This is a genomic window from Streptomyces sp. CS113 (assembly GCF_002188365.1).
GTDB classification, from domain to species: Bacteria; Actinomycetota; Actinomycetes; order Streptomycetales; family Streptomycetaceae; genus Streptomyces; species Streptomyces tendae.
The window spans coordinates 7734906-7753968 of record NZ_KZ195574.1 but is presented as its reverse complement, the minus strand read 5'-3'; the positions used below and the strand labels follow the sequence as shown (position 1 = coordinate 7753968).

At 71.2% G+C, this 19063-nt stretch carries 15 protein-coding genes; 10 read left to right on the top strand and 5 right to left on the bottom strand.

What is annotated here, in order from left to right:
• The first annotated feature begins 125 nt into the window (after positions 1 to 125).
• Both B9W62_RS34955 and B9W62_RS34950 read left to right on the top strand, forming a co-directional pair.
• A complete protein-coding gene (locus B9W62_RS34955; RefSeq protein ID WP_087810917.1) occupies positions 126 to 1082 on the top strand; it encodes an alpha/beta fold hydrolase in 957 nt (318 codons plus the stop codon).
• A gap of 164 nt (positions 1083 to 1246) precedes the next feature.
• Entirely contained in the window at positions 1247 to 2458 is a 1212-nt protein-coding gene (locus B9W62_RS34950) for a globin domain-containing protein (RefSeq protein ID WP_087810916.1), read from the top strand.
• 111 nt (positions 2459 to 2569) lie between these two features.
• On the opposite strand, the gene B9W62_RS34945 is transcribed toward B9W62_RS34950, so the two are convergent.
• From B9W62_RS34945 to B9W62_RS34935, 3 genes are all read right to left on the bottom strand, one after another.
• The gene (locus B9W62_RS34945; protein WP_087810915.1) at positions 2570 to 5368 is read right to left on the bottom strand and encodes an AAA family ATPase; all 2799 of its coding nucleotides are present in this window, start codon (positions 5366 to 5368) and stop codon (positions 2570 to 2572) included.
• Between the two features lie 312 nt (positions 5369 to 5680).
• The gene (locus B9W62_RS34940) at positions 5681 to 6139 is read right to left on the bottom strand and encodes a cupin domain-containing protein (protein ID WP_087810914.1); all 459 of its coding nucleotides are present in this window, start codon (positions 6137 to 6139) and stop codon (positions 5681 to 5683) included.
• Positions 6140 to 6295: 156 nt separating this feature from the next.
• Positions 6296 to 7591: a CitMHS family transporter gene (locus tag B9W62_RS34935; RefSeq protein WP_087810913.1), complete on the bottom strand. Its 1296-nt coding sequence runs from the start codon at positions 7589 to 7591 to the stop codon at positions 6296 to 6298.
• Between the two features lie 294 nt (positions 7592 to 7885).
• Here B9W62_RS34935 and B9W62_RS34930 point away from each other — a divergent pair, with 294 nt between their 5' ends.
• From B9W62_RS34930 to B9W62_RS34895, 8 genes are all read left to right on the top strand, one after another.
• Positions 7886 to 8599 (top strand): FadR/GntR family transcriptional regulator, encoded by a 714-nt coding sequence (locus B9W62_RS34930; protein ID WP_087810912.1) that lies wholly within the window; start codon positions 7886 to 7888, stop codon positions 8597 to 8599.
• Between the two features lie 237 nt (positions 8600 to 8836).
• Complete coding sequence (locus tag B9W62_RS34925; protein ID WP_087810911.1) at positions 8837 to 9538, top strand: aspartate/glutamate racemase family protein; 702 nt, start codon at positions 8837 to 8839, stop codon at positions 9536 to 9538.
• Positions 9535 to 10371 carry a sugar phosphate isomerase/epimerase family protein gene (locus B9W62_RS34920; protein ID WP_256976685.1) on the top strand — a complete coding sequence of 279 codons (837 nt, stop codon included), beginning with the start codon at positions 9535 to 9537 and terminating at the stop codon, positions 10369 to 10371. Before B9W62_RS34925 ends, B9W62_RS34920 begins: the two co-directional genes overlap by 4 nt.
• Positions 10372 to 10415: 44 nt before the next feature.
• Entirely contained in the window at positions 10416 to 11495 is a 1080-nt protein-coding gene (locus B9W62_RS34915; protein ID WP_087810910.1) for an isocitrate/isopropylmalate dehydrogenase family protein, read from the top strand.
• A gap of 92 nt (positions 11496 to 11587) precedes the next feature.
• The gene (gene otnK, locus B9W62_RS34910) at positions 11588 to 12862 is read left to right on the top strand and encodes a 3-oxo-tetronate kinase (protein ID WP_087810909.1); all 1275 of its coding nucleotides are present in this window, start codon (positions 11588 to 11590) and stop codon (positions 12860 to 12862) included.
• Positions 12859 to 13503, top strand: a complete 645-nt coding sequence (gene otnC, locus B9W62_RS34905; RefSeq protein ID WP_087810908.1) for a 3-oxo-tetronate 4-phosphate decarboxylase — start codon at positions 12859 to 12861, stop codon at positions 13501 to 13503. Before otnK ends, otnC begins: the two co-directional genes overlap by 4 nt.
• A 48-nt stretch (positions 13504 to 13551) precedes the next feature.
• Entirely contained in the window at positions 13552 to 14049 is a 498-nt protein-coding gene (rraA, locus tag B9W62_RS34900) for a ribonuclease E activity regulator RraA (RefSeq protein ID WP_087810907.1), read from the top strand.
• 3 nt (positions 14050 to 14052) lie between these two features.
• Positions 14053 to 15195, top strand: coding sequence for a DUF475 domain-containing protein (locus B9W62_RS34895; RefSeq protein WP_087810906.1), 1143 nt, complete (start codon positions 14053 to 14055; stop codon positions 15193 to 15195).
• 239 nt (positions 15196 to 15434) lie between these two features.
• On the opposite strand, the gene B9W62_RS34890 is transcribed toward B9W62_RS34895, so the two are convergent.
• Together B9W62_RS34890 and B9W62_RS34880 are read right to left on the bottom strand one after the other, a co-directional pair.
• Positions 15435 to 16058 carry a cytochrome P450 gene (locus B9W62_RS34890; RefSeq protein ID WP_179235813.1) on the bottom strand — a complete coding sequence of 208 codons (624 nt, stop codon included), beginning with the start codon at positions 16056 to 16058 and terminating at the stop codon, positions 15435 to 15437.
• Between the two features lie 981 nt (positions 16059 to 17039).
• Entirely contained in the window at positions 17040 to 18809 is a 1770-nt protein-coding gene (locus B9W62_RS34880; protein ID WP_087810903.1) for a phosphatidylglycerol lysyltransferase domain-containing protein, read from the bottom strand.
• Positions 18810 to 19063 lie beyond the last annotated feature (254 nt).

Below are 19063 nucleotides of genomic sequence, written 5' to 3'. Positions count from 1 at the left end.
TATCTCTCGCTCGCGAGAGAGGGGACGGCGAGGCGTCACTCGGTCATGATGCAGTGCATAACAGTGTGATCACTCGTTGTGTTGTTCCTTGCGGGGTTGCCGCCCCGCACGGATCATGGGACGACGTGAAGCACACGCATCGGCCGGGGACTCTCCCGCGCACACCCGAAGACCCCTCCGCTCCCCTGTCTCCCGGCACGCACACGATCACCGTTCCACACGGTTCCGCCCGCGTCGCACTGCGCTACCACGTCGCAGGCTCGGGCCCCGTGTGCCTGGCTCATTCGGGCGGACCGGGCATCGGCTGGGAGTACCTGCGCATGCCCGGTCTCGAGGACTCCCTGACCATGGTCTACGTCGAACCGGTCGGCACGGGCGACTCCGGTCGGCTCCCGGATCCACGCGACTACACCGTGGCCACGTACGCGCACTTCCTGCACGCCGTGGTCCAGCACCTGAACGTGCCGCGGTTCGCCCTGCTCGGTCACTCCCACGGTGGTTTCGTGGCCCAGCGGTACGCCCTCGACCATCCCGCACAGGTCACCGCCCTCGTTCTCTACGACACCTCACCGGTCGCGGACGAGGAGTTCTGGTCGGCGGCAGTCACCGCCATGGAACGGTTCGTGAAGGACCACGTCGAAGACCATCCGGAGGTCGCGGACTACGCCGCCACCCTCACCACGCCTCTCGGTCTGCTGGACGACGACGGCGCCACCGCCGTCCTGCGCACACTGATGCCGGCCTATCTCCACGACTACTGGGGCAGAGAAGCCGAGTTCGCGCCCGCCCGTCGGACGCTGCGCATGTACGCGTCCCCCTCCCTCGGGGAGGAACCTCCCTTCGACGTCCGGGACGAACTGCCCCTCCTCACCCCGCCGGCCCTGGTCCTGGCGGGCCGTCACGACTTCATCTGCGGGCCACGGTGGGCCGCCCTGCTGCACGAGGGCCTGTTCAAGGCCGAGTTGACGGTCCTGGAGGAGGCCGGGCACCTCGCGCACCTCGAACAGCCCGCCCGGTTCGACGCCTCCGTCCTCGCGTTCCTGCAGGCCCAGGGGGTCGTCCGCGGACCGCGGAACTCATAGCTCCGGCGGTCCGGTCTCCAGCTTGCCCGTCGTCCGTCGGCGGCCGGTTCCTGACACGGCGTCACAAGTCCGGCCGCTGTCCGGTCTCACTGACAGGACGGGCCGCACAGACGGACCGCGGCACGTCGGATAACAAGCATCTGAGATCCCAGTTTGGAGTAGGCATGCTCTCCAGTCAGTCGGCCCTGATCGTCCGCGACACGCTCCCCGCCGTCGGAGCCTCTCTCGGTACGATCACCGACCTGTTCTACCGCCGCATGTTCGAGGAGCGTCCCGAGCTCCTGCGCGACCTGTTCAACCGCGCGAACCAGGCCAGCGGCGTCCAGCGCGAGGCGCTGGCCGGTGCCGTCGCCGCCTTCGCGACCGCGCTCGTGAAGCACCCGGACGAGCGCCCCGACGCGGTACTCGGCCGCATCGCGAACAAGCACGCGTCACTGGGCATCACGTCCGACCAGTACACCCTCGTCGGCCGCCACCTCCTCGCGGCCGTCGCGGAGGTCCTCGGCGACGCCGTGACCCCGGCGGTGGCGGCCGCCTGGGACGAGGTGTACTGGCTCATGGCGAACGCCCTCATCGCCATGGAGGCGCGTCTGTACGCCCGGGCCGACGTCGAGGACGGCTCCGTGTGGCAGAGCATGGAGATCGTCGAACGCCACGAGGAGACCCCGGACACGGCCTCCTTCGTCCTGCGTCCCGCCGACGGCTCACCCACCCGCCCCTTCGTCCCCGGCCAGTACGTCAGCGTGCGGGCCGAACTGCCGGACGGAGCACACCAGATACGGCAGTACAGCCTCTCCAGCGCTCCCGGCGGCGGGACCTGGCGCTTCACCGTGAAGCGCGAGCGCTCCCTGGACGGGCAGGTGCCGGACGGGGAGGTCTCCACGTGGCTGCACACCCACGCGCGCCCCGGTGACGTCCTGCGGGTGTCCCTGCCCTTCGGTGACCTCCTGCTGCCCGAGGGCGACGGTCCGCTCCTGCTCGCCTCCGCGGGCATCGGTGTCACCCCCATGCTCGCCATGCTGGAGCATCTGGCCACCGCGGCGCCCGACCGTCCGGTGACCGTCGTCCACGCGGACCGCTCCCCCGCTCACCACGCGCACCGGCTGGAACTCACCGCGCTCGTCGAGCGGCTGCCGCACGCCTCGCTGCACCTGTGGTACGAGGACACCGCGAACCATCCGGACGCCGCGGCGGACCACGTCAACGAGGGCTGGGCCGACCTCACGGGACTGTCCCCGGTCCCCGGCACCACCGCGTTCCTGTGCGGGCCGCTGTCCTTCATGAAGGCCGTCCGCACCGACCTGCTCGCCCATGGGCTGAGCCCCAGGGCCATCCACTACGAGGTGTTCGGCCCCGACCTGTGGCTCAGCAAGTAGCAGCGCCGGCCGCCGGGCGGTGAGCGGGCGGGCGTCGGTCGACCGCGCGGGGCGCCGGCCGTCGCCCGCGTACGGAAGCGGGAGAGGAGTCCGGCGCCCGCCCCCGGGAGTTCATGCGCTCGACGCGGTCGCGGTGAGTCCGGCGAGGGCGGGCTTCAGCTCGGTGCGCCGCTTGATGCCGAGCTTCACGAAGACCTTGCGCAGGTGGTACTCGACGGTGTGCGCGCTGATGAACAGGCGGGCGCCGATCTCCCGGTTCGTCAGCCCCTCGCGGGCCAGGCGCGCCACGTTCAGTTCCTGTTCGGTGAGCCGCGCCGCCGACTCTCGTGTGCGGACCCGCAGGGTCTCGCCGCTCGCGCGCAGTTCATTGGCGGCGCGCTGGGCGAATCCGGTCAATCCGCGGGCCGACAGCTCTCGGTGGGCGGCGCGGAGCTGTTCGCGCGCTTCGGCGGACCGCCCCTGGCGGTTGAGTGCCTCGCCGTACAGCAGGCGGCAACGGCCCACCCAGATCGAGATCCGCTCGTGCTCGAAGCGCTTGATCGCGTCCAGGAAGAGCCGCTCCGCGTCGTCCCCCGCACGCAGCTGCGCCTCGGCCATCGCCAGGACGGCCAGCGCGTAGCTGGTGCCCACCGGCCGTGTGACGTCGGCCAACTGCTCCAGTGCCTGCTCGGCGAGCGCGCGCTCACCGGTGTGCGCGGCCGCTTCCACCAGCTCGACCAGTGTGCGCATCGCGAGGTTCAGTTCGCGGGTGTACGGCAGCTCGCGCCGGCCGCTGGCCACCGCCTCGGCGAAGCGGCCCAGGCCGTTGTAGAGGACCGCCTCGGAGAAGTTGGCGGCGCTCACCGCGTGTCCCTCGCCGCGGGCGAGCCCGTCGGCCCGGACCCGCCCGGCCAGGCGCTCCGCCTCGTCGGCCTGCCCTCGGTACGCGGCGAGGAGGAGCCGCCCGTACGGCGGCAGCGGATTGCCGGTGACCTCCTTGATGGCGTCGATCTCGTCGCAGGAGGCTTCCGCCCCGTCCAGGTCGCCGTCGATCATCTGCACGAGCACCAATAGGCTCAGGGCGATCGGCAGTACGGTGACGACGCCTTCGGCACGGGCGAGTTCGACCTGCCGGTCGGCGAGCGCACGCAGGCCGGCGGGGTCCCACAGGTCCTGGGCGGCGCGGGAGGCGAACCACATCCAGTGCAGTTCGAGGGAGTCCGGCGCCTGCTCGAGGAAGGCACGCTGCGCCCGTCGCAGGGTGGGGAGCGCCGCCGTCTGCCCTTCGGTGGCGAGCAGCGCCTGCCCGCGCAGGATCAGGTCCCGTGCCCGGTCGGTCTCGTCGGCGGCGGACGTGGCGCCGAGGATCGCGTGCGCGACGGCGGTCACCTGCTCGGCGTCACCGAGCCTGCCGCCGTAGGTCGCCGCCGCGAGCGCTTCGATGTAGGTGTCGCGGGCGAGGACCGGGTCGAGCCCTTCGAGTCCCCGTGCCGCGTCGAGCAGGTGCCGCGCCCCGTCGCGGTCGCGCCGCAGCGCGTATCCGGCCCGCGCGCGCAGCCGCACCACGAGCGCCTCCTGCAACGCGGTGAGGGGAAGGACGCGGGCGGACCCGAGCAGGCGCAGGGCCGCGTCCGACGCGCCCGCGTCGTGCTTGGCCTCGGCGGCCGCGATGAGCCGCTGCCCGCGGCGGAACGGCGAGGGCGTGAGTTCGGCCGCCCGCTCCAGAAACGCGCCGGCGGCGGCCGCTCCGCCACGGGTTCGCGCACGCACGGCGGACTTCTCGAGATCGGCGGCGACCTCCTCGTCCGGTTGCAGGGTCGCGCTGGCCCGGTGCCAGGCCCGGCGGTCCGGGTCGTGCTCGGCGCTGGTGACGTCCGCGAGAGCGGCGTGGACGCGACGCCGGTCCCCCGGTGACGCCGCCCGGTACACGGCCGACCGCACCAGCGGATGGCGGAAGCCGACACGGGTGCCGACGACGAACGCCTCGGCGTCCTTGGCCGCGTCGAAGGCCTCCGGTCCCAGTCCCAGCACCGCGCTGGCACGCCACAGCAGCCCCGGGTCGCCGGTGGGTTCGGCGGCCGCCAGCAGCAGCAGGAGGCGCGCCGGTGCGGGCAGCGGGGCGAGCTGGACGACCAGGCTCTGCTCGATGCGGCTTTCCAGCGGCAGGGAGTCCGTCAGGGTGAAACCGCCGGCGATCTGGGCCGGGCTCAGGGCCCGGGGCAGTTCGCGCAGGGCGAGGGGATTGCCGCGGGCCTCCGCGATCAACTGGTCGCGCACCCGCAGGTCGAGACCACCGGGTACGGCCAGGCGCAGCAGTTCGCACGCGTCCTCGTGACCGAGCCCTTCGACGCTCATGTGGGGCAGGCCCGCGAACACCGGGTCGGCCTGCCGCATGGCGAGCACCAGGGCGATGCCCTCCGCGTCCAGCCGCCGGGCCGCGAAGGCGAGGGCACGCGCGGACGCCTGGTCGAGCCACTGTGCGTCGTCGACGACGCACAGCAGTGCCTGCTCCTCGGCGGCCTCGGTCAGCAGCCCCAGCAGGGCCAGCCCCACGAGGAACGGGCTCGGCGCGGCGGCGCTGCGCAGCCCGAACGCCACCTCGATCGCCTCCTGCTGGGGGGCCGGCAGCCGGGCGGCGGAACCCATCATGTGCCCGCAGAGCTGCTGGAGACCGGCGTAGGCGAGCTCCATCTCGGACTGGGAGGCGACGATGCGCTCGGTACGGACCTGCGCCGCGGCCCGTGCCGTGAGGTGGTCCAGGAGCGCCGTCTTGCCGACACCGGCCTCCCCGGAGACGACCAGCGCCCCACTGCGGCCTCCGCGGGCGCGGCTCACCAGCGCTTCCAGTTCCGCCAACTCGCGGCGTCGCCCCCGCAACGGCGCGATGTCAGCCACCATGTCCGCCTTCACCGGGAAGTACCGCTCCGCCATGTCCTTCGTTCAGGCATTCTATCGGAGCGCCGCCCCGGGCCGCCGAGCGTCGAGGACCGGTGCCGACGGCCGGCCCGGTCACCGTGCTGAAGAGCCGCACCGTGCCGACGGACGAAACCCGCCACACCGGGCCCCTCAGGAGCACGCCCGGTCACATCGGCCCGACCCGCCCCTCGTCGCCCCGGACGGGGGTGGGCGGAGCGGTGCCTGTGCGGCGACTGAGCCGGGTTCCGGTGAGCGGACGGCGGCGTGCCCGCCGGAAGGCCGTCCGCGCGGCCTTCCGGCGACTCGTGTTCTTCCGCGTCGGCGCCGTCACCGCCCTCGGCTCTCGGCGGTGGCCTTGCCGTGCTCGGCGTCGACGCGCGCGGTGACTCCCGTCTCGACGAGGGTGCGGGTCGCGTCGACCGAGGCGTAGATCCAGAGGATGCGCATGGGCGCGGTGCCGGAGGCGTTGCGGAAGCGGTGCGGAACGCCGGCGGGGACATACGTGGTGTCGAAACGGGTGACCCGGTGTTCCGTGCCGTCGATCTCCACGAGGGCGTCACCTTCGAGGATGGTCACACTCTCGGGGCAGTTGTGGGTGTGCAGGGCGATACCGGCACCGCTCTCGAAGAGGGTCTGCCCGGTGAGGAAGACCTCGGCGCCGACGGCCCGGGTGACCAGGGGGATGGTGCGGGCGCCGCCGCCTCGGGCGAAGGAGGTCAGTTCGTCCGGGCGCAGCACGGAGGGCGGGAAGGCGGCGAAGCAGGGATCGTCGGCGGCATTGTTCACAGGTTCTCCGTGGTGACATGGGATGAAGGGCCGCTGTCGTGGCCGGGCGGAAGTCGTGCACGGGGTCGAGCGGCCGGATGCTCCGGACGGGCGGGGCGGGGCGGGACGATACGAGACGGGACGGGACGCACCTCGCCGTCACGCGCGGCGCGCCGCTCAGGTGACGCTGATGGCGCCGGTGACCACGGCGAAGAGGATGTAGGCGGCGGAGACGAGGATGCCCCAGCGAAGGGCGTGCTTCTGGAAGTCGCCGAGTTCGGCCTTCACGAGGCCGAGGAGGACCCACAGGGGGGCGCTCGTCGGACCCATCATGTGGAGGATCTGTCCGATGGCGCCGGCGCGTGCGATCTCGTTCGGGCTGATGCCGTAGTGGGCGGCGGACTCGGCCAGGACGGGGACGACGCCGAACCAGTAGCCGTCGTTGGACATGAAGAAGCCGAGGGGCAGGGAGAGGACCGCGGTGAACAGCGGGATGACGTTGCCCCAGCCGTCCGGCACGATCGACAGGGCCGCGTCGGCCATCTCCTTGATCATGCCCGAGTCGGTCATGATGCCGGTGAAGACGCCGGCGGCCAGCACGAGGATCATCACGGGGACGGCATTGGCGGCCTGGCGCTTGATGAGCTCCTGCTGGTCGCCGATGGCGCGGATGTTGACGAGCAGCGCGATCACGAAGGCGACCATGAAGAGCACGAGGAGATCGGCGACCTCGAGGATGAGGAGCACCATCAGGAGCAGGGTGAGGGCCGCGTTGAACCACATCCGCCAGTCGACCCTGACCGGCTCGAACGCCTCTCCGGAGGCGATCTCCAGCTGGTAGGCGGCGAGCTTCTCCGCGTCGATCCGGCGACGTTCGCGCAGGCCGAGCCAGTAGGCGACGGCGATGATGGCGAGGCTGGTCAGTGCCATCGGGCCGATCATGTGGACGAAGTACTCACTGGCGTTGAGGTGCAGGACGCTGATCCCACGCGTGGCGGCGCCGCCCCAGGGGGTGGTGCCGGAGATGGTGCCCAGCGACATCGCGGCCAACGTCGCCAGGACCAGGGGGTTCATGCCGAGGCGCCGGTAGATGGGCAGGAACGCCGAGCAGACGATCATGTAACTGGTGGTGCCGTCACCGTCCAGGGCGACGCACAACGACAGCACCGCGGTGCCGACGACGATGCGGAGCGGGTCACCCTTGGAGGCGCGGAGGATGGCCTGGACGATCGGCTCGAACAGCTTCACCTCCATCATCAGGCCGAAATAGAGGACGGCGAACAGCAGAAGCGCCGCGGTGGGCGCGACCGTGTCCAGGCCGTTCATGATCATGTCGCCGAGCTGGGTGCCCTTGCCCGCTATGAGGGCGGCGACGATGGGCGTGAGCATGATCGCGGTGAAGGCGGAGAGGTACTTCCGCATCACGAGCAGCATGAAGCTGCCCAGCGTTGCGAAGCCGAGGACGGCGAGCATCGTTGCTCCTTGGTCGGTGCAGGACTGAGGGCCGCCGGTCGGACGGCGGCACAGAACGGCGCGTCGGGGTCAGTGCGTGTCGGTTCGGGCGACGACCGGCAGCGCACGCGGGGCCGTACTCGGCTCGTGCGTCGGGTCGGTCATGGTACGGGCGGCTCCTGTACGGCGGGCTCGCCGGACGAAGGGCGGGAAGGGGTCGGAGCGAGCCGGCCAGCTTCCGGACAACCGGTTTACCGGATTGCCGGTAGGTAACTAGAATCCAGCCATCACGTCAATACCGAAGTGAGGAAATCAATGGCCGAACTCGCCAGGATCACGGTCGAGCCGCGCGAGCCGCTGGCCGCCGAGGTCTCCCGCCGCCTGATCGACTACCTGATGTCCGGCGAGGTCCAGCCCGGCGACCGCATCCCCTCCGAGCGCCAGCTCACCGAGATGCTCGGAGTGAACCGGCCCACCGTGCGGGAGGCGATCAAGTCGCTCGGTTTCCTCGGGCTGCTGGAGATCCGGCAGTCCAGCGGGACGTACTTCCGCGGCACCGACTCCGACGTGCTCTACCGCCTGTTCGAGCTGGGTCTGGTCCTGGGCGAGCGGGGGGCCCGCGACATGGTGCAGGCCCGGGCCGAACTGGAGGTGATCGTCGCCGGGCTGGCCGCGCGGGCGCGCACCGAGGCGGGCGTCGAACTGCTGCGGGCCCGGCTCACGGCGATGCGGGAGTGCCCCGACGATGAGTTCCCCGAGGCGGACACCGCCTTCCACGCCGCCCTCGGCGAACTGGCCGGCAACACGGTGCTGCGCGACATGCTCAAGGGCATGCGCGCGATGATCCAGCGCGGCTGGGTGGAGCGCACCGGCGCCGTCCGGTCCCGCGAGGTGGCCTACGCCGACCACGTACCGATCTTCGAAGCGGTCGCGCAGGGCGACGCCGACGCCGCACGCGCCGCGATGGCCCAGCACATGGACGGCGCCTCCCGCCGCCTGATGAAGGCACTCGAACAGCGCGAGGCGTAGCGGCGTCGGCGGGCCGCCGGACCGGGACCGGCGGCTCACGGGCTCAACTCGCCCACAACCGGTTGACCGGTTGACCGGTTGGATCTACAGTGGCGGCACGGCACACACCACGCCCTGCTGCCGCCCCACATCTCGGGCCTGTCTTCCCGCTGTCACGGACGTTCACCCGCCGAGCGGAGCAGCCCCGCGGTCGGGACCCCTGCCGGTCCCCGCCTACCGGAAGAGGTAAGAACCCCGGTGATCGAACCCCAACCTCTGGTCGCCATGATCCACGCCGTGCCGACCGCGCACCGCATCGCCGAAGAGGCGTTCGCGCGGGAGTTCCCGCGGGCCACGGTCTGGAACGTGCTGGACGACCGCCTCCTGGACGACGCCCGCCGAGCGGGCGGACTCACCGGCGCGCTGCGTCGGCGCATGCTCCGCCTGATCGGCCACGTGATGGACGGCGGCGCCCAGGCCCTGCTGTTGACCTGCTCCTCGTACGGCGAGGTCGTGGACACCGCCCGCGCCCTGTGGGGCGTCCCCGTCCTCAAGTCCGACGAGGCGATGTTCCGGGCCGCGTTGGCCGGGCCGTACCGGCGCATCGCCGTCGTCGCCTCCACACCGCCCGCCGTTCCGGCCGCCGTCGCCCAACTCGAGGCACTCGTCCCGGCGGTCCGCCCGGACCGCCCGCTCGAGATAGTGACCGCCCTGAGCGAGGAGGCCGCCACGGCGGACGAAGCCGCCGCCGGCCACCTGGCCGCCGCCCTGCACGCCGCGGGCGGTGCCGGGGCCGACGCCGTCCTGCTGGCGCAGTACTCGCTCACCCCCGCCCGTGCCGCCCTGGCCGAGCTGGTGGGAGTGCCGGTGCTCGACGGCGCGGGCGCCGCCGCGCGTGAACTGCGCGAGCTGCTCGCACCCGGCGGGCCGTCGGTCGCGGCCGCGGCGGTCGCCTCGTGACCTCGCGCCCGCCCTGGCCGCTGGCCTACACCGTCTCCGGCGACGACTGCTCCGCACCGATGCCGCTGGGCTTCGCCGCACCGCTCACCGAGGCCGTCCGCCGACTGGCCGAGCTGGGCTACGACGGGGTGGAGGTGCAGGTCCGCGAGACCGGCGCGCACGCCGCCGGGGAACTGGCGCGAACGGTGGAGGGAGCCGGGCTGCGGGTGCTGGGCATCGGCACCGGTCCGGTCTGCGCACAGGACCGGCTGACGCTGACCGACCCGTCGCCCGACGTACGCCGTCACGCCCTGTTCCGGCTGCTGGGCGCGGCCCGTCTCGCCGGCGAGCTGGGCGTACCGGTCACCCTCGGGCAGACCCGCGGCACCTTCCTGCCGGGGCTGGAGGACATGCAGCGCCTGTGGGCCGAACGCGCCGTGCACCAGCTGGCCGAGGAGGCGGCCGACCGCGGCAGCCGACTCCTGCTGGAACCGCAGTCACGGGCCAACACCTCGCTGTGGCACACCCCCGGGGAAGCCCTCGCCGTCGTCGCGTCCCTCGACGCCCCGGCCGGACTGGTACTGGACACCCACCACCTCGCTGCCGAAGGCGTCGACCTGCTCCGGGCCGTGACCGAACACGCCGCCGTCACCGGCTGCCTGCAACTCGCCGCACCCTCCACCAGAGGCCCGCTGACCATCGGCGATCCACGGCTCCCCGCCCTGTTCACCGCGCTGCGCGAGGGCGGCTTCACCGGCTGGCTGACCCTGGAACACACCCAGGACGGCGACAGCCCGAAAGCCGCCGCCCGCTCGTGGACCGCGCTCACCGACGCCGCGGTTGCCCTGTCCTGACCCGCCTCACTCCCCACCCGCTTGTTCTGAGAGGAACCCGCACCATGAGCAGCAAGACCTACCGCCTCGGCGTCCTCGAGGGCGACGGCATCGGCCCCGAGATCGTCCCGTCCTCCGTCGAGATCGCCACCGCCGCCGCCGAGGCCGCCGGTGTCTCCGTCGACTGGGTGACCCTGCCGCTCGGCGCCTCCGCCATCAAGACCCACGGCACCCCCGTGCCCGAGGAGACCAAGGACGCCCTCGCCGGACTGGACGGCTGGTACCTCGGCCCGCACGACTCCGTCAGCTACCCCGAGCCGCACAAGTCCGCGCTCAACCCCTCGGGCACCCTGCGCAAGCACTTCCAGCTCTTCGCCAACATCCGGCCCGCCAAGTCCTTCCCCGGTGCCAAGGCCGTCTGCGACAACGCCGACCTGGTCATCGTCCGCGAGAACACCGAGGGCTTCTACGCCGACCGCAACACCTTCGCGGGCACCGGGGAGTTCATGCCCACCCCGGACACCGCGATCATGCTGGGCATCATCACCCGCGAGGCCACCGAGCGCGTCGCCCGCGTCGCCTTCGACCTCGCCCGCTCGCGCCGCAAGAAGCTCACCATCGTCCACAAGGCCAACGTCCTCAAGCTCACCACCGGCCTGTTCCGCACGGTCTGCCAGGAAGTCGCGAAGGACTACCCGGACGTGGCGGTGGACGACTTCCACATCGACGCCATGACCGTCCACCTGGTGCGCCGCGCCCAGGACTTCGACGTCATCGTCACCGAGAACATGTTCGGCGACATCCTCTCCGACCTGGCCGGCGAGATCTCCGGCTCGCTGGGCACCGCCCCGTCCATCAACTCCTCCGCCACCACCGCCATGGCCCAGGCGTCCCACGGCTCCGCCCCCGACATCGCGGGGCGGAACACCGCCAACCCGGTCGCCATGATCCTCTCCGGCGCCATGCTCTTCGAATGGCTCGGCGCCAAGCACGGCGACGACAGGCTCGCCACCGTCGCGAAGACCATCGAGAAGGGTGTGGCCGCCGCGATCGCCGCCGGCACCTCCACCCGCGACCTCGGCGGCTCCGCCTCCACCACCGAGTTCACCGCCGCCGTCATCAAGGCCATCGGCGCCGGTCAGTAGCAGCACCCCTGGTCGTCCGGGGCGGGTTGCCACGCCACCCGCCCCGGACCCCGTGAGCCGCACGACGCACAGCCCGAGGAGAGAGCCCGACCATGACCCTGCGCATCGGCTGCACAGCCGACGACTTCACCGGCGGCACCGACGTCGCCGCCGCCTTCCGGCGCGCCGGCCTGCGCACCGCCCTGGTCTTCGGCGCCCCGGACGACACCACGACGCTGCCGGCGGACTGCGACGCCGCCGTCGTCGCCCTCAAGTCCCGCTCCACGCCCGCCGACGAGGCCGTCGCCGACTCCCTCACCGCCCAGCGCTGGCTGCGGGCCAAGGGCGCCGCACAGCTCTACTTCAAGTACTGCTCCACCTTCGACTCCACCCCCCAGGGCAACATCGGCCCGGTCACCGACGCCCTGATGGACGCCGCCGGTGCCGCCGTCACCCTGCACTGCCCGGCCTCGCCGCCCAACGGCCGCACGGTCTACCAGGGCCACCTGTTCGTCCACGACCAGCTGCTCTCCGACTCGCCCCTGCGCCATCACCCGCTCAACCCCATGACGGACTCCGCCCTGGTGCGCCTGCTGTCCGCGCAGACCCGCCACCCGGTGGGCCTGGTCGACTGGGCCACCGTGCGGCGCGGGGTGGAGGCCGTCCGCGAGGCGATCACGGCGCACCGGCAGGCCGGCGTCCGGCACGTCGTCGCCGACGCCCTCACCGACGAAGACCTCGCCGTGCTCGGTGCCGCCACCCTCGAACTGCCCGTCGTCGCCGGGGCCGCGGGCCTCGCCGAAGGACTCGGACACGCCTACCCCGCCACCGGGCCGGCCGCCGCCGAACCGGCGCCGTCCCAGGGGCGGGCCGCCGTCCTGGCCGGCAGCTGCTCCGCCCGCACCCTGGAGCAGATCGCCCAGTTCTACGCCGCCGGCCTGCCCTCCCTCCACCTCGACGTCCTCGCCGCCGCGTCCGGCCGCGACGTCACCGGCGAGGCACTGGCCTGGTACGACGCACAGGACGCGGCGCTGCCCGTCCTGATCTACGCCTCCGCCTCTCCCGAGGAACTGTCCGCCGTACAGGCCCAGTTGGGCGTCACGGAAGCGGCCGCGCAGGTCGAGGAACTCCTCGGCGCCCTCGCCTCCCAGCTCGTCGAGCGCGGCGTACGCCGGCTCCTCGTCGCCGGCGGGGAGACGTCCGGCGCCGTCACCACGGCCCTCGGCGTCCGTGCGGTCCTGGTCGGCGAGGAGGCCGACCCCGGCGTGCCCTGGACGTACGCCACCACCGAGCACGGCGACCTCGCCCTCATGCTGAAGTCCGGCAACTTCGGCGCACCCGACCTCTTCACCCGCGCCCTCGCCACTCCGGCCGGGGAGGCCAAGTGACCCCCTACGCCGACGAGTCGGCCGCCCGCGCGCTCATCGTCCGCACCGCCCGCTCCCTGTTCACCCGCGGCCTCACGCACGGCTCCACCGGCAACCTGTCCGTCCGCCTGGCCGACGGCAGCCTGCTGCTCACCCCCACCGGTTCCAGCCTCGGCACGGTCGAAGATGCCGACCTGTCGCGCACCGACCTGCACGGCAAGCACCTCGACGGGCCCCAGCCGACCAAGGAGGCGTTCCTGCACGCCGCCTTCTACCGCGCCCGGCCCCGCGCCCACGCCGTCGTCCACCTCCACTCCACCCACGCCGCCGCCGTCTCCTGCCTCGCCGACGTGAACCAAGCCGACGCGCTGCCCCCGCTCACCTCCTACTACGCCATGCGCGTCGGCACCCTCCCCCTCCTCCCCCACCACGCCCCCGGCGACAGCGCCCTGGAACCGCTCGCGGAACACACGGCCCGCACGCACCACGCCGTCCTCCTCGCCAACCACGGCCCCGTCGTCGCCGGCGCGTCCATGGAGCAGGCCGCCGACGCCATCGAGGAACTGGAGGAGACCGCAAAGCTGCACCTCCTCCTGCGCGGACACGCCACCCGCCCCCTCACCCCCGAGCAGGCTGCCGCGCTCGCACCCCCATCCTCCTGACGGCCGGATGAGAAGCGGGCGCGGCAGCCCCGAACGAAGGAGCACCACATGCCCGAGACGGTCACCCCCGTCCCCACCGCCGACCTCGTCGACCGGTACGGCACCGAACTGCGCGTATGCGACGTGCAGTTCCGCCAGTTCGGCGCCCACCGGAGCTTCGCGGGCCGCGTCCGCACCGTCTCCTGCCACGAGGACAACGGCCTCCTGCGCGACCTCCTGCGCACCCCCGGCGACGGCGCCGTCCTCGTCGTCGACGGCGGCGGCTCCCTGCGCACCGCCCTGGTCGGCGACCTCATCGCCGGCGCCGCCCAGGACAACGGCTGGGCCGGCCTGGTCCTGCACGGCGCCGTCCGCGACAGCGCGGCCCTGGCCGGTCTCCGGCTCGGCATCAAGGCGCTGGGCACCATCCCCCGCAAGAGCGCCAAGGACTCCGCGGGAGCCGTCGACGTGCCCGTCACCATCGGCGGCGTCACCTTCCGCCCCGGCGACATCCTGCACGCCGACGACGACGGCATCGCACTCCTTCCCGAAGGCACGGTGAGCTGACCGGTGCTGCTGAGAACCTTCGGCTGGTCGTTCGCGGTCACCGCGCTCGGCCTGGTCGCGGCGATCTTCTACGGGGGGTGGACCGCCTTCGGCATCGTCGCGATCCTCTCGATCATGGAGATCTCGCTGTCCTTCGACAACGCGGTGGTCAACGCCGGGATCCTGAAGAAGATGAATGCCTTCTGGCAGAAGATCTTCCTCACCATCGGCATCCTCATCGCCGTGTTCGGCATGCGCCTGGTGTTCCCGGTCGTGATCGTGGCGATCAGCGCCCAGCTGGGACCCATCGAGGCCGTCGACCTCGCGCTCACCGACAAGGACCGCTACCAGGAGCTGGTGACGGACGCCCATCCGTCGATCGCCGCGTTCGGTGGCATGTTCCTCCTGATGATCTTCCTCGACTTCATCTTCGAGGACCGCGACATCAAGTGGCTGGCCTGGCTGGAGCGTCCGCTGGCCAAGCTCGGCAAGGTCGACATGCTGTCGGTCTGCATCGCCCTGATCGTGCTGCTCGTCTCCGCGATCACCTTCGGCGCCCACGCCCACCAGCACGGCGGGGCCCACGCCGACAAGGCGGAGACCGTCCTGCTGGCCGGCATCGCGGGACTGATCACCTACATGATCGTCGGAGGCCTCTCCGGCTACTTCGAGGACAAACTCGAAGAGGAGGAGGAACGCGAGCACGAGGCCGAGGAAGAGGCCGCGCGCACCGGCAAGCCCAAGTCGGCAGTCAAGCTGGCCGGCAAGGCGGCGTTCTTCATGTTCCTCTACCTGGAGGTCCTGGACGCGTCCTTCTCCTTCGACGGCGTCATCGGCGCCTTCGCCATCACCAACGACATCGTCCTGATGGCCCTGGGCCTCGGCATCGGCGCCATGTACGTGCGGTCCCTGACCGTCTACCTGGTCCGCCAGGGCACCCTCGACGACTACGTCTACCTGGAGCACGGCGCCCACTACGCCATCGGCGCCCTCGCCGTGATCCTGCTGGTCACCATCCAGTACGAGATCCACGAGATCATCACCGGCCTCGTCGGCGTCGCCCTGATCGGCTGGTCCTTCTTCTCCTCGGTACGCCGCAACCGCGCACTCGCAGCGGCCGGCGGCGACGGCGACCAGGAGAAGGCCGAGGTCTCCTCCGGGGTGTGAAACCCCAGGCCCCGGGGCCGGTGACGGTGCCGGTGCCGGTGCCGTCGAGGGTCAGGCCGGCTTCGGCGGCCAAGCGGTGGGTCGGGCCGACGACCGCAGCGCACCCGAAGGCGACCCGGTCGGCCAGTTTCTGTGAGCGGTCCATGAGGTGAGACCACGCCCGTCGCCCTGCTGACCGGTGTACAGGGCGCCATGGGCACCGCGATGAACGTCGTCGCGGCCGTCCTGGTCCTTGCCCGTCATGCGGTTGCAGACGCGCGGAACGGCAGATGGGTGAAGCCGCTGACTGCTCCGCCAGGTCTGCGGACCGCCCGCCCCACCGGTCGCAGTTGCGGCAACCGGCTGGCCAGAGCCCAGAGGGCGATCTCTCCCACCAGCCGGGCCAATGAGATCTCAAGTTCCATGGCCCCGTCAGCGGTGAGGTGACTGGGACGGGCACTCCGTGCGAGGTCGAAGCGGGCGGGATCGGGAAACCGGTGGGGATCGCGGTGAGCCGCAGCGAGCATCACCAGAACGCGGCTGTGAGGTGGCAGGGCATGGCCTGCCACCTCGGCCTGCTCGGAGGCAGTACGCAGGAGGAACTGGCGCGGAGGATCAAAGCGCAGGACCTCGTTGACCGCCTTCGCCGCAAGGTGCGGGGCTGTTCTGAGTGTCTTCCATTGGTCAGGGCGGGCCGCGAGTGCGGCTATCGCGTTGCCGATCAGACAGACCGCGGTCTCCAGGCCGGAGGCGATCAGAGTCCGACAGACTGCGGCGATCTCTTCCAGACCCAACTTGTCGGAGGCTGTACCTGACCGCCCCAGGTCGGTCGCCGGCGTCTCTCGACGGCCACGCCGTTGCACGTGTTCGATCAGTCTGGTCACGTCATTCCCTGCGCCGTTTCCGCGTCGGGGAGCGGTGAGTCGGCTGATCAGGTCGCCTCCAGGACTCTGTCGCCGCTCACTTTCCGATCGGATCACCAGGGCCGCCAGGTCCTCGTGCGCATCCTTGACTGCTTCCGCCCGGGCTGCTGAGGGCCTCCCGTGGACGGGACGCCCGAGGACGTCACAAATGTCAGCGAAGTGCGCCGAGTCGGCTGATGAGATACCGAGCATCTCACTGAGGCATGCGACAACCTAGGGATGGGCGAAGTCGGCCACAAGGTCTATGAAGTCGGCATCAGCGTGCTGGCGAAGCAGGTCATGAGCGGCGGTGTCGATGCGGGTGGCGGACCGATGTAGAGCCGGGTGCAGTAACGGCCCGGCGATTGCGTACGCCTCGTCGGATCGATCCGCCGATGAGCAGCGCCCCTCAGTGCGAGTCGGCGCCGAACGCGCGGGCGCGCCCGTGTCCGCGGGGCGGGTGAGTGATGCGCAGGTCGAGAAACACCGATCCTCAAGGACTTGGTGACAGCCGTCGTACGAGAGGACGGCGAACAGTCCCGTGCGGCTGCGGTGGACTGGCCCCTGAGCACGCATTTGCTCGTACAACGCATAGGCGTCACCCCGGAAGCCCGGCGCGATGAGCTTGGCCACAGGGTCACCGGTGCGGGCCAGAAACCTCGTCCTCATGCTGTGCAGGCCGAGAGTGCCGGCGCAAGAAGACTCGACGTCGTTGGGGCGGTTGTTCATGGTCTTCCCTCAGCAAGCGACTTCGGACAGGACGCTGAACACGGCTGACATCCGCGGGCGGCTGGAGTTCGGGGATCGTCGTGCACTCGTCGCCGATACGAGTTCTGCCAGGTTGGCGGCAAAGCCTGAGCGACACGTTCCACCGATGCGGGCGATCCCACGTGAGACGCCCATGTATCAATCGAACCGTAGACGACTCATTGTGTACTCCTTCCTGAGCGAAGCCCCGTTCCGCTAGCGCTGGGCTCGCAGGCGCTGGCGGTGGAGCCACTTCGGTAGTCCCGGGGCCTCGAGGAAGCCCTCCGCGCGGGCTGATGCCAGTCCTATGCGGGGCAGGTCGGCGCTCTTTCCGAAGAGGAGGAAGCGCGGTTCCCAGATCGGGCGGTACTTCGCGTTGGCGCGGTAGAGCGACTCGATCTGCCACCAGCGGGAGAAGAAGCTCAGCAGCGATCGCCACAGGCGCAGTACCGGTCCGGCACCAAGCCGTGCTCCACGCTCGAACACCGAGCGGAACATCGCGAAGTTCAGGGACACTTGGGTGGTGTCGATCTCGCCGGCCCGGCGCAGCAGTTCGATGACCATGTACTCCATCAGGCCGTTGTCGGAGTCGCGGTCGCGACGCATCAGGTCGAGGGAGAGCCCATGAGGGCCCCATGGCACGAAGGACAGCAGGGCCCGCAGCGCGCCTTCGGCGTCGTGGCATTCGACCATCACGCACCGCCCGTCCTCCCGGTCCCCGAGCCGGCCCAGCGCCATGCTGAATCCGCGCTCGGTCGCGCCGTCGCGCCAGTCGTCGGCACGCTCGACAAGACGCGCCATCTCGTCGGCGGTGATGTCCTCGTGGCGCCGGATGCGCACGGTGTACCCGGCTCGCCTCACCCGGTTGTGGGCCTGCCTCACGGAGCGCATGGCGCGGCCCTCCAGAGTGAAGTCGGACACTTCGACGATGGCCTCATCGCCGAGTTCGAGTGCGTCCAGGCCGTGTCGGGCGTAGACGGTGCCTGCTTCCTCGCTCGCGCCCATCACGGCCGGCACCCAGCCGTGTGCGCGTGCTTCGGCAAGCCACGGGGTGATGGCGCCCGGCCAGGCCTCCGGGTCACCGATCGGGTCCCCGGATGCCAGCGACACCCCGCCCACCACGCGGTAGGTGACTGCGGCCTTCCCGGTCGGGGACCACACCGCGCTCTTGTCCCGGCGCAGTGCGAAGTAGCCGAGGGAGTCGCGCTCTCCGTGGAGCTCCAGCAGAGCCCGCAGCTGTTTGTCGTCGTTCTCGGTGAGCGGGTCGACGGCGCGGCGGGCGCGGAACGCGGCGTAGGCGACAGCGATGGCGAGCGCGGTGCCCAGCATGTTGACGGTGACGTTGGCCCAGTGCGGGACGGCGATCCCCGGGAAGCGCGACTTGTCCACCGTGACCGTGATCAGCTGCCACGTACCGTAGCGCCAGCGCTCTGTGATGGTGGGACGGCCCGCGTGGGGCGCCTGGTTGGTGGCGGTTACCAGCAACCAGGCGAGCAGTGAAGCCGTAATCAGACCGCCGACGGCCACGACGCCGGCGAGCTTGGGGTTGGAGCGGTCTCCCTTGGCGTAGAACTCTCGCCGTCCTGCCAGCAGCGCGACGACGAACGCGGCAGTGAAGAGAAGTGAGATCCAGTTCTGCGGGTGCCGCCGCCACTGCGGAAAGATCATGGCGAAGCAGACGAGCGCCAGGAACAGCCCGCTGAGCGCCAGGTTGAGGATCCATGCCGCGCGTTTGCGGCGCCGCATCGTCACCGCGAGGAAGGCCGTGACCACGCCGGAGGCGAATCCGGCGGTCAACAGGTACGGCGTGAACAGGTCCTGTTGGTTGTGCCGTCGCAAGTCCTGGCCGAGGGAGACCCATATGGCGCTAAGGAAGTTGACGAACGCAACAACCCGTAGGTACCAGACAGCACATGAGGCGGCCCGTCGCGACAGCGGGGACTCTCTGTCCGCGGTGGTCTGGAGTGTGGCGGGCCGGTTGCTCATGGTCTCTTCCTGGGCGTGTTGTCAGGGGCTGGGCACTGGGTGGAGTCGTTGCCGTCGGACGCCGGCGTGTCCCAGCAGGTACTGACGCGGCTGAGTGGCTGCGCCGAGCCTGTGGTTTCGGCGCGGCCCAAGCCGTCCGTCGGACCACTTCTTGTCGGCCGGGGGCCTGGACCGCCTCCTGGCCACTGGCAATGCGAGCCCCGAGCATCGAGGCCCGCGTTGCCGGGGCAGCTTCTGTCTGCGGCAGCAGAGGC

Bases quoted from the DNA above. Each gene is read 5' to 3' on its own strand.
- B9W62_RS34950 (WP_087810916.1), top strand. From the start codon at position 1,247: ATGCTCTCCAGTCAGTCGGCCCTGATCGTCCGCGACACGCTCCCCGCC.
- B9W62_RS34945 (WP_087810915.1), bottom strand. From the start codon at position 5,368: ATGGCGGAGCGGTACTTCCCGGTGAAGGCGGACATGGTGGCTGACATC.
- B9W62_RS34935 (WP_087810913.1), bottom strand. From the start codon at position 7,591: ATGCTCGCCGTCCTCGGCTTCGCAACGCTGGGCAGCTTCATGCTGCTC.
- B9W62_RS34930 (WP_087810912.1), top strand. From the start codon at position 7,886: ATGGCCGAACTCGCCAGGATCACGGTCGAGCCGCGCGAGCCGCTGGCC.
- B9W62_RS34915 (WP_087810910.1), top strand. From the start codon at position 10,416: ATGAGCAGCAAGACCTACCGCCTCGGCGTCCTCGAGGGCGACGGCATC.
- otnK (WP_087810909.1), top strand. From the start codon at position 11,588: ATGACCCTGCGCATCGGCTGCACAGCCGACGACTTCACCGGCGGCACC.
- rraA (WP_087810907.1), top strand. From the start codon at position 13,552: ATGCCCGAGACGGTCACCCCCGTCCCCACCGCCGACCTCGTCGACCGG.
- B9W62_RS34880 (WP_087810903.1), bottom strand. From the start codon at position 18,809: ATGAGCAACCGGCCCGCCACACTCCAGACCACCGCGGACAGAGAGTCC.